This is a genomic window from Pseudomonas sp. WS 5146, from assembly GCF_012985495.1.
GTDB classification, from domain to species: Bacteria; Pseudomonadota; Gammaproteobacteria; order Pseudomonadales; family Pseudomonadaceae; genus Aquipseudomonas; species Aquipseudomonas edaphica.
Window position 1 is genome coordinate 58,947 of record NZ_JAAQWL010000002.1, and the last position, 14,012, is coordinate 72,958.

Here is a 14,012-nt window from a genome sequence, read left to right on the forward strand (position 1 = left end):
GATTAGATATATCGTGAGTTTGTCTCATGTTGCCAGTCATGTCGACCATGACCGTTGGGCGCACTTCATCAAACTGTCACGTAACTGTGGCAGCGCGCTTGTACAAACTTCATCAGACTCGCGCTCTACTGGGGTTCTGCGTTTCGGTGTTTTTCATGCGCGTGTTGTTTTTATTGGCCGCTCTAGTGTTCGGCCTGCCGTCTTTTGCGGCTTCTCGATGTGATGTCAATGTCCCGACCCAAACGGTCGACCTGGAAAAAGTCAGCATCGCCTATCAGAGCATCGGCCGAGCGTCGGACCCGGCGTTGCTGTTGGTCATGGGCCTGGGCGGGCAGTTGATCCACTGGCCGGATGAAGTGGTGGTGGCCTTGTGTGAACAGGGTTTTCGAGTGATCCGCTACGACAACCGTGACGTTGGTTTGTCCACCTGGCGCCAGGCTCCCGCCAGCGCCAACCTGACGTTCGAAGTGCTGCGCTACAAGCTCGGTTTACCGGTGGCGGCGCCGTACACGCTGACCGACATGGCCGACGATGCATTGGGCTTGATGGACGCGCTGCAGATTCAGCAATTCCACGTGCTGGGCGCGAGTATGGGCGGCATGATCGCCCAGCACCTGGCAGCCATGGCGCCACAGCGGGTCGAAAGCCTGACGCTGGTGATGACCAGTTCCGGCGCCGAAGGCTTGCCGGCGCCCAATGCAGCGTTGGTGCAGTTGCTGTCGCGGCGCAGCGCGCCAAACCGTGAAGTGGCGCTGGAGCAACAAGCCGATTTACTCGCAGCCCTGGGCAGCCCCAACGTGAAAGATGATCGCCAGGCGCTGCTGCACCAGGCCGCGTTGTCCTACGACCGCGCCTTCAACCCGGACGGCGTGAAGCGTCAGATCATGGCGATTTTGGCTGAGCCGAGCCGCGTGCCTTTGCTTAACCAATTGCGCGTGCCGACCCTGGTGGTGCACGGCACCGCCGACCCGTTGTTGCCGGTGATGCACGGCGTACACCTGGCCGCGCATATCCAGGGCAGCCAGCTGAAGCTCATACCGGGCATGGCCCACCGCTTCCAGGAAGCCTTCAAGGCACCGCTGCTGACGGCTGTGTTGCCGTATCTGAAAGCCCATCGCGAAGATGCCGCGCATTGGGCGCAGATTGATCTGGGCGAGCCTTCGAAGGTGCTGTGAAGTTGGTGTATGGTGCAACCTTTATGGCGCACATTAATGCCAGCGAGGTTGCCTACCATGAGTACTCCCCTGAAAATCGATTTCGTCAGCGACGTGTCTTGCCCCTGGTGCATCATCGGCCTGCGCGGCCTGACCGAAGCCCTCGACCAACTGGGTAGCGAGGTGCAGGCCGAGATTCATTTCCAGCCGTTTGAGCTGAACCCGAAGATGCCGGCCGAAGGGCAGAACATCGTCGAGCACATCACCGAAAAGTACGGCTCCACCGCCGAGCAATCCCAGGCCAACCGTGAGCGTATCCGCGACATGGGCGCGGCGCTGGGCTTTGCCTTTCGCACGGACGGGCACAGCCGTATCTACAACACCTTCGATGCGCACCGGCTGCTGCATTGGGCGGGGCTTGAAGGGTTGCAGTACAACCTCAAGGAAGCGCTGTTCAAGGCGTATTTCAGTGATGGGCAAGACCCGTCCGACCACGCGACGCTGGCGATCATCGCCGAAAGTGTTGGGTTGGATATCAAGCGCGCGGCTGAAATTCTGGCGTCTGACGAGTACGCTGCTGAAGTCCGTGAGCAGGAAGAATTGTGGATTACACGCGGTGTGACTTCAGTACCCACCATCGTGTTCAACGACCAGTACGCGGTCAGCGGTGGGCAGCCGGCTGAAGCCTTTGTCGGGGCTATTTGTCAGATCATCCAGGAAGCCAAGGCCTGATGATCGTTCCCTTGCTCTGCGTGGGAACGCCGCCCCGGACGCTCCGCGTCCTGCCCTTGAAGTTATGACGCAGAGCGTCACAGGATGCGTCAGTCGAACTTGTAGCTGATCGCCGTCTGGACCTGGCCCTGGTTTACCTTGCCGGTCTCTTTGACGATGGTGCTGTTCGCCGCCGACCCCACCAGGCGAGTCCAACTGGCGCTGGTCAACAGTGACCAGTGGCTGTCCAGTGGGAATTCGAAGCTCTCGGTCAGCGTCAGGTTCTGAAAGCCTGCGCTGGCGTTATAGGTGCGGATGCCGGACGCAACGGACTCTTTATCATCAACGCCAAAAAACGCCTGGGTCTGGCGCGCATCAGCAAAATGCGCCATCAAGCCAGTGCTGCCGATAATGCCGCCGCCCAGCGGGTAGCCCAACTCGCCGCCCAGTTTGCCGAGCACGCCACTTTGGTCACGCGAGCCGCCGACGGCTTGGCCAACCTGGGCGTATACGCGCCAGAACTCGGCCGGTGAGTACTGGACGAACCCCCCGACTTCGGCCATGTCCGGCACATCCCGCAACCCACGCAGTGAACCGTTGGCCGTGCGGCCCGGCAGGTAATTGATATACGGGCCGGCGGTGAAACCGTTGGTATTGAGTGCGCTCCAGGTCAGGCCGTCGTCGGTGCCCAGGCTCACATTGCCCCAATCCAGATCGAAATAAGGAATCGGCCGGGTTTCGTAGCGGCTGCCTGTCGGATCATGGGGCTCATAGCTGACGCCCGCGCCGACTTCGCCGGTAATACCTTCGGCCAATACCGAGCTGGAAAAGCTCCACAGCCCCAGCAAACCGGCGAATACAGCAGAAGTAACCTTGAACATGGAGCGTTTCCTTATCTGAACCTGCGCGCATTCACGCGCGAAGAGCGTCCCTGAGGCAAGCACTCATCTTGTTTGTAGCAAGCTACAAAAATTGTAGCTCCTGCGACACAAATCACCCTGTTTATCGACCAAAACCCCAGCCCCGCTGGGCTTTGGCCAGTTGGCACAGTCTCTGCAATACCCCTGGCACAAGCGCACAGAGCGCTCCTCTTCCAGGTAAACGCAATGATCCAGTGGCATATCGTGTGCGACTTCGACGGGACCATCACCCCCACCGACGTCATCGACAACGTCCTCCAGCGCTTCGCCGGCCCTGAGTGGGAAACCATCGAACAGGAATGGCTGGATGGGCATATCGGTTCCCGCGAATGCCTGAGCCGTCAACTGGCGCTGATCAAGGCCACCCCGGCTGAACTGCTGGCGTATTTCGACAGCGTTGAAATCGACCCGGACTTCCCGGACTTTGTCGATCACGTCATGGGCCTGGGCGCGACCATCGAAGTGGTCAGCGACGGCATCGAGCAAGGCATCGCGCGCATTCTGTCGCGCAACTACGTGACTTTGCTGCCGATCCTCGCCAACCGCCTGCGCCAGGTCGACCAGAACAGCTGGCGCATCGACTTCCCGTATTCCAGCGATGCCTGCCGCGCCGCCTCCGGCAACTGCAAGTGCAAATCCACGCCGCGCAACAAGCGCGTGCTGGTGATCGGCGACGGCAAGTCCGACATGTGCGTGGCTTCAACCGCCGACTTCGTCTTCGCCAAAGGCAGCCTCGCCAAGTACTGCGAAGCCAACAACATTCCCCATGCGCGCTTCGACACCTTTGCCGAATTGCCCGCACTGCTGACCGCTTTGCCACAAGGCATCGCCGCTAACTCCGGCACCTTTGCCGCCGACCTCTCTGTTGAAAATCAGGAACTCTTCCACCATGTCTGATATTCGTATCGCTACCGCCGAAGACCAGATTCTTCTGGATAAAGAAGCCAAATACTGCTCCTACGGCGACACCGTTCACTACATCGAGCCGCCGCGTATTTTCAGCCGTTGCGAAGGCTCCTACGTGTGGGACACCGAAGACCAGGCCTACCTCGACCTGCAAATGTGGTACTCGGCCGTTAACTTCGGCTACGCCAACCCGCGCTTGAATAACGCGCTGAAACAGCAGATCGACACCCTGCCGCAAATCGCCAGCCAGTACCTGCACAAAGGCAAGATCGAGCTGTCGGAAATGATCGCGGTCGATGCCAAGAACAAATTCGGCCTCGACGGTCGCGTGCACTTCAACGTCGGCGGTTCGCAGTCGATCGAAGACTCGCTGAAAGTGGTGCGTAACGCCTCCAACGGCAAGAGCCTGATGTTCGCCTTCGAAGGCGGCTACCACGGTCGTACCCTCGGCGCTTCGTCGATCACCTCGAGCTTCCGCTACCGTCGCCGCTATGGCCATTTTGGCGAGCGCGCCAACTTCATCCCGTTCCCGTACCACTTCCGCGGCCCTAAGGGCATGACCAAAGAAGAATACGGCAGCCACTGCGTGCAGCAATTCGCGCGGCTGTTCGAGACCGAGTACAACGGCGTCTGGGACCCGAAAACCAACCAGTGCGAATACGCAGCGTTCTACGTCGAGCCGATCCAGGGCACCGGCGGCTACGTGATCCCGCCGATGAACTTCTACCGCGAATTGAAGCAAGTGCTGGATCAGCACGGCATCCTGATGGTGTCCGACGAAATCCAGATGGGCTTCTACCGTACCGGCAAACTGTGGTCGATCGAACACTTCGACGTACAGCCGGACGTGATCGTCTTCGGTAAGGCGCTGACCAACGGCCTCAACCCGCTGGGCGGCATCTGGGCGCGTGAAGAACTGATCAACCCGAAGGTCTTCCCGCCAGGTTCGACCCACTCCACCTTCGCCTCCAACCCACTGGGTACGGCGGTAGGCCTGGAAATGTTCAAGATGACCAGCGAAGTCGACTACGGCGCAATGGTCATGGCCAAGGGCAAATACTTCCTGGAAGGCCTGCAAGACCTGCAGAAACGTTTCCCGATCATCGGCGACGTCGATGGCCTGGGCCTGGCCCTGCGCTGCGAAATCTGCGGCCCGGATGGCTTCACGCCGGATAAGGCGACCCTGGACTACATGGTCGAAGAAGGCATGAAGGGCGACATGATCGTCGATGGCCAGAAACTCGGCCTGATCCTCGACGTGGGCGGCTACTACAAAAACGTGATCACCCTGGCACCGTCCCTGGAAATCAGCTACCCGGAAATCGACCTGGGCCTGAAACTCCTCGAGCAACTGCTGGTGCGGGCGACCAAGCGGTGAACAACATCGGGATCGACCTCGGTGAAGGTGATGCCGGCTTCGTTCTCGGTGAAGGTCCGGTCGGGATCCTGTTGATCCACGGCCTGACCGGCACCCCGACGGAATTGCGCCAGGTCGCCAAAGGCCTGGCCAAGGCGGGTAACTGCACGGTGTATGTGCCCACACTCGCTGGGCACTGCGGCGATAACAGCGACCTGCAGGCCACCGGCTGGCTGGACTGGTACGAAGGCGTGCGCAAGACCTTTGCGCAGGTCAAGCAGCGCCATGAGCAGGTGTTTGTCGGTGGCTTGTCCATGGGCGCGGTGATGTCGATGTACGTGGCCGCCGAGCACTCTGGGCAAGTGGCCGGGCTGCTAATGTATTCGACCACCTTGAAGTACGACGGCTGGAGCATTAACAAGCTGGCGTTTTTGACGCCGTTGCTGATGAAGATCCCGTTCGGCGTGCACATCTGTCGCTTCGAAGAGAAGCCGCCTTACGGCATCAAGAACGAGCGCCTGCGGGCGATCGTCGAGCGTCAGATGAAGGAAGGCGAAAGCAGTGAGGCCGGTTTACTGACCATGGAAGGCATCACGGTGCGCGAGTTGCACCGCATGAACGCGGTGGTCAAAAAGCGCATGCCCGAGGTCAAGGTGCCGGCGCTGGTGCTGCACTCCATCGAGGACGACATCACCAGCCGCTGGAACGCTGATTATGTCGAGCGCCACCTGGGCGGCCCGGTGACCAAGATCCTGCTGGATAACTGCTACCACATGATCACCGTCGACCTGCAATACCGCCGAGTGATCGAGTTGAGCGCAGAGTTTGTCGAGCAACACGCGGCCCCGGCTGTGCAGGCGCCCGTGGATTATCGACAGCGGGCCTCAGCCTAAGGACTAGACGTGATCACCGCCCAAGCCTTCTCGACTATCCGGGCCATCCCGCGTTGCGCCTGGAATGACTGCTTTCCTGCAGCCCTGGAGGATTGGGATTTTTACGTTGCCGTGGAAAACGCCGCGATCGATGATTTCAAGTGGCGTTACCTGGCCGTCTACGACGATGAAACGCTGGTGGCCGTTGCCGCCGCGTTCATCACTTATTATCGCCTCGACACCACGGTGTCGGGCGCCGGCAAGCGCTTTACCGAGCGCCTGGAGCGACTGTGGCCGGGTGTTTTGCGCTTGCAGTTGTATGCCATCGGCTCGCCGGTGGCCGAGCGTTGCGATGCGGGCATCGCCAGTCACGTGCCCCAGGGGCAGCGCCGACTGTTGATCAAGCATTTGCTGGAGGCGGCACGCGAGGATGCCACTACCTTCGGGATTGGCCTGGTGGCGGTCAAAGACGTGCCGACCAGTGACCTGGACTGGGCAGAAAATTGCCGCCAGGCAGGCTTTCAGAGTATGCCAAGCTTACCCAGGGGGTGGTTGACGGTGCCTTACGGCTCGGTGGAGGCCTACCTGGGCTCGCTGTGCAAGGCGACCCGCAAAGACTTGCGCCGCAAGTTGCGCGCGCCAGGCCCACGGGTCGAGTGGCGGCACACTATTGATGATGTGTTGCCCGAGGTGATGCGCCTGTACGAAGACACGCTCAGCCGCGCCGATTTGCAGTTCGAACGCCTGCCGGCGCGTTATTTCACCGGCATTCTTGAACAGCTGCAAGGGCGTGCGGTCTGTGCTCTTTACTGGGTGGATGAGCGTCTGGTGGCGTTCAACCTGGTGCTGTTGGACCAGCATCGGCTGATCGACAAGTTTTTCGGGCATGACCCTGAGTTCAGCCGTGCGTACAGTTTGTACTTTCGCTACTGGTTGACCAATGTCGACTACTGTATTGCACACAAGATCCCGGTGTACGAGTGCGGTCAGGAGGGCTATGCCAGTAAGCTGCGCCTGGGGTGCGAGTTCCAGGGCAACAGCATGTTCTTCCGTCACCGTAACCGGCTGGTCAACGGCCTGCTCAAACTCGTGAAAATGTACATAAGACCGGACCGTTCCGACCCTGCCATGGCTGCTGCGATAAGCGAAACCTGATGATCACCAAGACCCGCCCAAAAGCCCGCCCCTTTGCCATTTCGCGTTGGAGCGTCCAGCGCAAGCTGGTGCTGGCGTTCTGGCTGGTCAGCGTTATCCCGACCATGATCGCGGCCGAACTGGCGGCGACCACGTTGTCGCAGATTTTTGACAGCAACGTGCGCATCTGGCTGCAAGAGTCGACCAAGATCGTCAAGGACGAAATCGGCGACATCCTGCATGACAACGCGCGCATGGCCAAGCTGTTCCTGCGCTACACGGCTCCGCCGTTGAACAAACAAGCCGCCAAGCATGACCGGCTCACCGCCGATATTGCCGAGGCCACCGATATCGACGTGGTCTCGCTGATTCGTGTCAGTGACCACAAGATTGTGTTCAGCACGGCCCCTGACGATGTCGTCAAGCAGATCAACCTGACCAGCAACGCAGTGTTGCAAACCATCCAGGTGGCCGGCGTGACGACGGGCCTGGTGGTCTCAACGTTCGAAACCACCCAAGAGGGCGTCGACTACGTGCTGTTGGTGGCCACGTACCTGGACAGCAGCTTCCTCACCAGCGTGGCCGATGTGCATTCCCTCGACCTGCGCCTGTACCTGGCCAACCCTACGGGGTTTTCCGAGATATTCTCGACCCAGCGCTTTGAGAATCATCCCTCACGCATTCCCACGAATGTTGAAACGGCGATGCGCGCCACCAAGCAACCGAGCGAGCAGTTCACCAATAACTACAGCGGTTTGTACTGGCCGATCTTCAATGATGGCGGCGAACTGCAAGGCGTGATTTTCAGCGGCCTGTTGCGCCATACCAGCCTGGTGGGGCTGGTGAACCAGAGCAACCTGTTCGTGCTGATCTTCTTGCTGAGTTCGGCGTTGTCGCTGGGCGCCGGTGTCTTGGTGTCACGCCGCCTGACCAAACCGTTGCGCGATTTATCCCAGGGCGTGGACGCAGTGATCTCGGGCAATTACGAGCATCGCGTGCTGGTCAGCGGCGGCGATGAGCTGGCGCAACTGAGCAGCACCTTCAACCACATGACCGAACGCCTGGGCGAGTTGCACCACCTCGAGGCCCAACTGCGCCGCCGCGATCGCCTGCATGCCCTGGGTGAAGTCGCCATGGGCCTGGCACACGAGATTCGCAACCCGCTGGGCATCATCAAGACCGCCACCCAACTGCTGCACCGTCGCGTCGACCTGCCGGACACCGACAAGCGCCACCTCGAATACGTTATCAGCGAAGTCAGCCGCATCAACGACCTGATCACCGAGTTTCTGGATTTCGCCAAACCCAACCCGCCCCTGCGTGTGTTGCAGGCGGCGCGCCCGGTGGTGGAAGAGATCCTCGGCTTTTGCAGCCCGGAGCTGGCCACCCATAACATCGATGCGCACATCGATGACCAGGCGCCCGGCGCGACGATTTATGCCGATGCCAAGCAGCTCAAGCAGGCATGCCTGAACCTGATCCTCAATGCCATCGATGCGATGCCCGAAGGCGGGCGCCTGACCTTGGGCATTCGCAGCGTGGACGGCAATACGGTGATCAGCATTGCTGACACCGGCCAAGGCATTCCGGCCGATATGATCGAGCGGATCTTCACGCCATTCGTCACCACCAAGGCCTCGGGCACGGGCCTGGGGCTGGCTAAAGTCTATTCGATCATGGAAAGTCATGACGGCAGCATCGAATGTGCCAGTGAGAAAGATGCCGGCGCCACCTTCAGCCTGTACATTCCGGCCCATGGCGAAGACGACGGTGACGATGAGGAAGTTCATGACGCATAACGTATTGGTAGTCGACGACGAGCCCAAGCTCTGCGACTTGCTGTCATCGGCCTTGAGCCAGAACGGCATCCAGGTATTTACCGCCGGCAATGGCCTGCACGCGCTCAAGGTGCTGGAGCAGGAAGACATCGACCTGGTGATCAGCGACTGGCGCATGCCAGGCATGGACGGGCCGGCGCTGTTGGCGGAGATAAAAGTGCGCTTCCCGGAGTTGCCGGTGATCGTGATGACCGCCTACAGCACGGTAAAAAACGCCGTGCAGTCGATGCGTAATGGCGCCTATGACTACATTGCCAAGCCGTTCGATATCGACGAGCTGGACATCACCGTGGCCAAGGCCCTGCAGTTTCGCGACATCATGCGCGACAACGCACGCCTGCGCGCCGAGCTGGATCACCATGCGCAGTTCGACAGCCTGGTGGGCGACAGCCCGGCGTTTCGCCAGGTGCTGCACGCGGTCGATTCGGTACGCGACAGCAACGCCACCATCCTGCTGACTGGCGAAAGCGGTACCGGCAAGGAAATGGTCGCCCGCGCGATTCACAAACATGGCAGCCGCGCCGACAAGCCGTTCGTGGCGGTCAACTGCGCGGCCATCCCCGAAGGCTTGCTGGAAAGCGAGATGTTTGGCCATCGCAAAGGCGCCTTTACCGGTGCCGTGGCCGATCGGGTAGGGCGCTTTATGCAGGCTGACCAAGGCACTTTGTTTCTGGATGAAGTGGGCGACATGCCGTTGGCGTTGCAGGCCAAGATCCTGCGGGCCTTGCAGGAGCGGGTGATCGAGCCGGTGGGCGACTCGCGCGAGCGCAAGGTGGATGTGCGCGTGATCGCCGCCACGAACAAGAACCTGCTGGATGCGGTGGCCAATAAAGAATTTCGCGAAGACCTGTATTACCGCCTCAATGTATTCCCGATCCCGTTGCCGGCCTTGCGCGAGCGCGCCGAAGACATCGTGCCCCTGGCCCGGCACTTCGCCCAGACCCTGAGCGCTACCGCGGGCAAACGCATCACCGGCTTCAGCCCCGAGGCATTGCAGGCGATGGCGGCTTACCACTGGCCGGGCAATATTCGTGAGCTGCAGAACTGCGTGGAGCGGGCGACCATCGTGGCGGCTTCGCCGGTGATTGAAGACATTGACTTGCCGGCTTATCTGTTTGCGTCCAAACCTGCCGAGGACGGCGTTACGGCGCTGCTCGGTGACACACCGGGCGTGCCTGCCGACCTGGATGCGGCGCTGGCTGAGGTCGAGAAAACCTACATCATGGCGGCGTTGAACGAGAGCAACGGCGTGCAGGCTGCAGCGGCGGCGAAGATCGGGATTTCCGAGAGGAGTTTTTGGTATCGGCTGAAGAAGCTGGGGATTCAGGTCGAGAAGATCATCCGCTGATCTATCAGGCTCACCATGAACCCCAATGTGGGAGCTGGCTTGCCTGCGATAGCGGTATGTCTGTGCCAGATAAGTTGGCTGATACACCGCCATCGCAGGCAAGCCAGCTCCCACAGGTTTAACCGCGGTGTGTCAGGCGTGGACGCGTACCCACACTGTCACCAACACCGTCGCCGCCATCAACCATGCCACTGCCGCCACGGCGAGTGACGCCTCCAGGCGCATGCGGTCGACCATCACATACAGCGTCGCCAAATACACAAAATACGGAATGATCGACCACATCCCAAACAGGATGGTGGTCTTCAAGTCGTCCACCGAACGGCCCTTGCCGACGATGTAATGCGCGATCAGTGCGAAAGTCGGAAACAGCGGCACCAGCCCTGCGATATAGTAATTTCTGGTCTTGGCCAGCGCCGCCAGGATCAGCACCACCGCCGCGCCCAGGGCGGCTTTCAAGAGTAAGTCCATCAGTGGCTCAACCCGTATTTCTTGACCTTGTCGAACAGCGTGGTCTTGGCCATTCCGAGTTCCAGGCTCGCCTGGGTGAGGTTGCCGCCGCTGCGTTGCAGGGCGTCGTTAAGCAGGTTGCGCTCGAAGGCTTCCACCGCTTCGGTAAAGGCCAGGCCGTGGTTGCTGCTGCTGGCGCCGCTTTTCTTGAAGGCTGGCAAGCCCAGCGCAAAGCGCTCGGCGACGTTGCGCAGTTCACGCACGTTGCCTGGCCAGTCGTGGCTCATCAGGGTCGATACGGTCTGGTTGTCCAGCTCCGGCACACTGCGGTCAAAACGCAGTGACGATTGCTGCAGGAAGTGTTCGAACAGCTGCAGGATGTCTTCACGGCGCTCGCGTAACGGTGGCAATTCCAGAGTCACGACGTTGAGGCGGTAGTAAAGGTCGCTACGGAATTGGTTGGCGCGGCTCAGTTCATCCAGGTCGGATTTGGTCGCGGCAATGACTCGGCAATCCACCGCCACACTCTGGTTCGAACCCAGGCGTTCCAAGGTGCGTTCCTGCAACACACGCAGCAGTTTGATCTGCAGGTTGATCGGCATGCTTTCCACTTCGTCGAGGAACAGCGTGCCCTCATGGGCGTGTTCGATCTTGCCGATGCGCCGCTTGCCCGCGCCGGTAAAGGCGTTGGCTTCGTGGCCGAATATTTCGCTTTCGAACAGGTTCTCCGGCAGGCCGCCGCAGTTCAGGGCAACGAACTGATGGTCGTGGCGTCGGCTGAAATCGTGCAAGCAACGCGCAACCAGTTCCTTGCCGGTGCCGGTTTCGCCTTCGATCAGCACGTTGGCCGAGGTATCAGCGACGTTGGCGATCAGTTCGCGCAGGTTTTGCATGGCGGGCGAGCGGCCGATGATGCGGCCTTCCAGCGAGTCGCGCTCGGCCAGTTGGCGGCGCAGCGACCAGACTTCCCGCGCCAGCCCACGTTGCTCAAGCGCGCGGCGCGCCACATCGACCAGGCGCTCGGGGGAGAAGGGTTTTTCCATGAAGTCGTAGGCGCCGTTACGCATGGCACCGACTGCCATCGAAATATCCCCGTGGCCGGTGATCAGCACCACCGGCAGGCTTTTATCCAGGGCCTTGAGGCGGGTGAGCAGCTCCAGGCCATCGATGCCTGGCAGGCGAATATCGCTGATGACGATGCCTGCAAAGTTCTCACCGATGCGCTTGAGCGCTTCCTCGGCACTGCCCACACCCACGCTGTGAATGTCTTCCAGCGCCAAGGCTTGCTGGCAGCCGAGCAGCACATGGGGGTCGTCTTCGACGATCAGAACGGTGAGGTCTTTAGGATCGGTACTCATCATGTCGACTCAGCTTTTTGGGTGCCCACCAACGGCAGGCACAAGACGAAGGCAGTACCACCACTGGCCGGGTGTTCCACGGCGAGGTTGCCGCCGGTGGCCGCCGCCAGGCTGGCCGAAAGTGTCAGGCCCAGGCCCAGGCCTTGTTCGCCGGGTTTGGTGGTGAAGAACGGTTCAAATAAATGTTTGCGCGCTTCGGGGTCGATGCCGTGGCCATTGTCGCGCACTTGCAGGCGGTACTTGCCCTCGCTGCTGTGGCCGTCCAGCCATAGTTCGGGGGCCGGTTGTGCCTGCATGGCGTCGAGGGCGTTGCCGATCAGGTTGACCAGGATCTGTTCCAGGCGGGTCTGGTCGATCTGCAATTGCGCGCTGACAAAGTCACGGTGCACGGTCAACGGCAAGCCGTCCAGGCGCGCGCCCAGAACCTGGAAGGCGGCGTCCACGGCTTTGCCCAGGTTGGCCTCGCCCTGATCATCGCCGCGCCGGGCAAACGAGCGCAGGCTGGCGGTGATGCGGCCCATGCGGTCGATCAACTCGTTGATGGTCTTGAGGTTGGCGCTGGCGGTGTCGAGGGCGCCACGCTCCAGGAAGCGCACGGTGTTACCCGACAGCGTGCGCAATGCCGCCAGCGGCTGGTTGAGTTCATGGGCAATGCTGGTGGACATCTGGCCGATGGCCGCAAGCTTGCCGGCCTGCACCAGTTCATCCTGGGCGCGACGCAGGGTTTCTTCGGCCTGGCGGCGTTCGCGGATCTGGCCCTTGAGCCGTTCGTTACTGGCGCGCAGGTCGGCGGTGCGTTCGGCAATTCGCCGTTCCAGCTGGCTGTTGGCTTCTTGCAAGGCTTCGCGCGCGGCGAGGCGGGTGGCGATGACTTTGCGCCGCTCGTTCCAGGCAATCAGCAGGAACGCGACCAGGCCAAATGCGACCGCCACCAGAATGCCCTGATTGATCGCGGCGCGACGCAGGTCGTTAAGTGGAGTCAGCAGGGTGAAGTTCCACGGCGTGTCGCTGAGCGGGCGGGTCTGGGCCAGGTAGCTGACTTCGCGCTCGTCGTTGACCACTTCGCTGTTGGCCGGAAAGGTGAGTTTCTCGGTACCTTCGTTGAGACGCTCGCGGGCCAACGGCTCCAGCTCGTTCAATGTCGCCCAGTAATATTGCAGGCTGTGGGCCAGGCGTTCCTTGGTGTCATCGCTCAGCGGGCGCACGGCCTTGAGACGCCGGGCCGGGTCGCTGGAGAGGATGATGATGCCGTTCTCATCGCTCACAAAGGCTTCGAGACGCGCGCGCTGCCAGCGTTCTTCGAGTGCTTCAAGGCGCACTTTGACCACGGCCACGCCGATGATCTTGCCGTGCTCTTCGAGGCCGTGCGCCAGGTAGTAACCGGGTTCGCCGTTGGTGCTGCCAATGCCATAGAAACGGCCGGGCTGGCCGCGCACGGCGTTTTGGAAATAGGCACGGAAGGACAGGTCTTCACCCTGGTAACTGTCGGCATCGCGCCAGTTACTGGTGGCCAGCACGCGGCCGGTGGTGTCCATCACGTAGATGGCCCGGCTGCGACTGCGTCGGTTCAGGCCTTCGAGGTAATCGTTGACCGTTTGCCGGGTTTCCTGGCTCGGGTCGGCCAGCAGCCTGGAGACGCTGGATTCCAGCTCCAACAGGCTGGGCAGGTAGGTGTATTTGCTCAGTTCGCTTTCGACGGTGCGGGCATGCAGCTCCAACTGGCGTTCGCCGTTGTCGCTGAGGGTGCGGATACCATAGTACTCACTGACCCAGAAGCCGATGTAACCCAAGCCGATCATCAGGGCGATGATCAACGGCGGCAGGAACAGTTGGCGAATCAGACGAGGTTTCACGGCAAGTGATGGCGGTGCGGCGCGAAATTGGTTGGGGTCGCATTTCATCACAGATGCCTTGGGTCAACCAGCGCTGTCAGCCCTGTTGCGAACCCGGTTGTGTGGGCAATT

12 protein-coding genes are annotated in these 14,012 nt (G+C 60.8%); 8 read left to right on the forward strand and 4 right to left on the reverse strand.

Annotated features, from left to right (window positions below; genetic code table 11):
- Positions 1-155: 155 nt before the first annotated feature.
- Positions 156-1,175: an alpha/beta fold hydrolase gene (locus HBO41_RS04745; RefSeq protein ID WP_099548510.1), complete on the forward strand. Its 1,020-nt coding sequence runs from the start codon at positions 156-158 to the stop codon at positions 1,173-1,175.
- A 57-nt stretch (positions 1,176-1,232) separates the two neighbouring features.
- On the forward strand, positions 1,233-1,886 hold the full coding sequence (locus HBO41_RS04750) for a DsbA family oxidoreductase (RefSeq protein ID WP_169985326.1): 654 nt from the start codon (positions 1,233-1,235) through the stop codon (positions 1,884-1,886).
- Between the two features lie 89 nt (positions 1,887-1,975).
- Here the strand turns inward: HBO41_RS04750 and HBO41_RS04755 are convergent, their stop codons facing one another.
- Complete coding sequence (locus HBO41_RS04755; protein ID WP_026013708.1) at positions 1,976-2,746, reverse strand: MipA/OmpV family protein; 771 nt, start codon at positions 2,744-2,746, stop codon at positions 1,976-1,978.
- A gap of 225 nt (positions 2,747-2,971) precedes the next feature.
- Between HBO41_RS04755 and HBO41_RS04760 the strand changes: the two genes are divergently transcribed.
- Genes HBO41_RS04760 through HBO41_RS04785 form a run of 6 tightly spaced genes read left to right on the forward strand, consistent with a single transcriptional unit; the run spans position 2,972 to position 10,240 of the window.
- Positions 2,972-3,682 (forward strand): MtnX-like HAD-IB family phosphatase, encoded by a 711-nt coding sequence (locus HBO41_RS04760; RefSeq protein WP_017137020.1) that lies wholly within the window; start codon positions 2,972-2,974, stop codon positions 3,680-3,682.
- Complete coding sequence (locus HBO41_RS04765; protein WP_017137021.1) at positions 3,675-5,069, forward strand: aspartate aminotransferase family protein; 1,395 nt, start codon at positions 3,675-3,677, stop codon at positions 5,067-5,069. Before HBO41_RS04760 ends, HBO41_RS04765 begins: the two co-directional genes overlap by 8 nt.
- Entirely contained in the window at positions 5,066-5,941 is an 876-nt protein-coding gene (locus HBO41_RS04770; RefSeq protein WP_169985328.1) for an alpha/beta fold hydrolase, read from the forward strand. Before HBO41_RS04765 ends, HBO41_RS04770 begins: the two co-directional genes overlap by 4 nt.
- A gap of 9 nt (positions 5,942-5,950) precedes the next feature.
- Positions 5,951-7,075 (forward strand): GNAT family N-acetyltransferase, encoded by a 1,125-nt coding sequence (locus tag HBO41_RS04775; protein WP_169985330.1) that lies wholly within the window; start codon positions 5,951-5,953, stop codon positions 7,073-7,075.
- Positions 7,075-8,853 (forward strand): HAMP domain-containing sensor histidine kinase, encoded by a 1,779-nt coding sequence (locus HBO41_RS04780; RefSeq protein WP_017137024.1) that lies wholly within the window; start codon positions 7,075-7,077, stop codon positions 8,851-8,853. Before HBO41_RS04775 ends, HBO41_RS04780 begins: the two co-directional genes overlap by 1 nt.
- Entirely contained in the window at positions 8,843-10,240 is a 1,398-nt protein-coding gene (locus HBO41_RS04785) for a sigma-54 dependent transcriptional regulator (protein ID WP_017137025.1), read from the forward strand. The genes HBO41_RS04780 and HBO41_RS04785 overlap by 11 nt, the downstream gene beginning before the upstream one ends.
- 132 nt (positions 10,241-10,372) lie before the next feature.
- Here the strand turns inward: HBO41_RS04785 and HBO41_RS04790 are convergent, their stop codons facing one another.
- From HBO41_RS04790 to HBO41_RS04800, 3 genes are read right to left on the reverse strand one after another with little or no spacing between them, the layout of a single operon-like run.
- Positions 10,373-10,711, reverse strand: coding sequence for a GlpM family protein (locus HBO41_RS04790; RefSeq protein ID WP_017137026.1), 339 nt, complete (start codon positions 10,709-10,711; stop codon positions 10,373-10,375).
- Entirely contained in the window at positions 10,711-12,048 is a 1,338-nt protein-coding gene (locus tag HBO41_RS04795; RefSeq protein WP_017137027.1) for a sigma-54 dependent transcriptional regulator, read from the reverse strand. The genes HBO41_RS04790 and HBO41_RS04795 overlap by 1 nt, the downstream gene beginning before the upstream one ends.
- Complete coding sequence (locus HBO41_RS04800; protein WP_169985332.1) at positions 12,048-13,949, reverse strand: sensor histidine kinase; 1,902 nt, start codon at positions 13,947-13,949, stop codon at positions 12,048-12,050. Before HBO41_RS04800 ends, HBO41_RS04795 begins: the two co-directional genes overlap by 1 nt.
- Positions 13,950-14,012 lie beyond the last annotated feature (63 nt).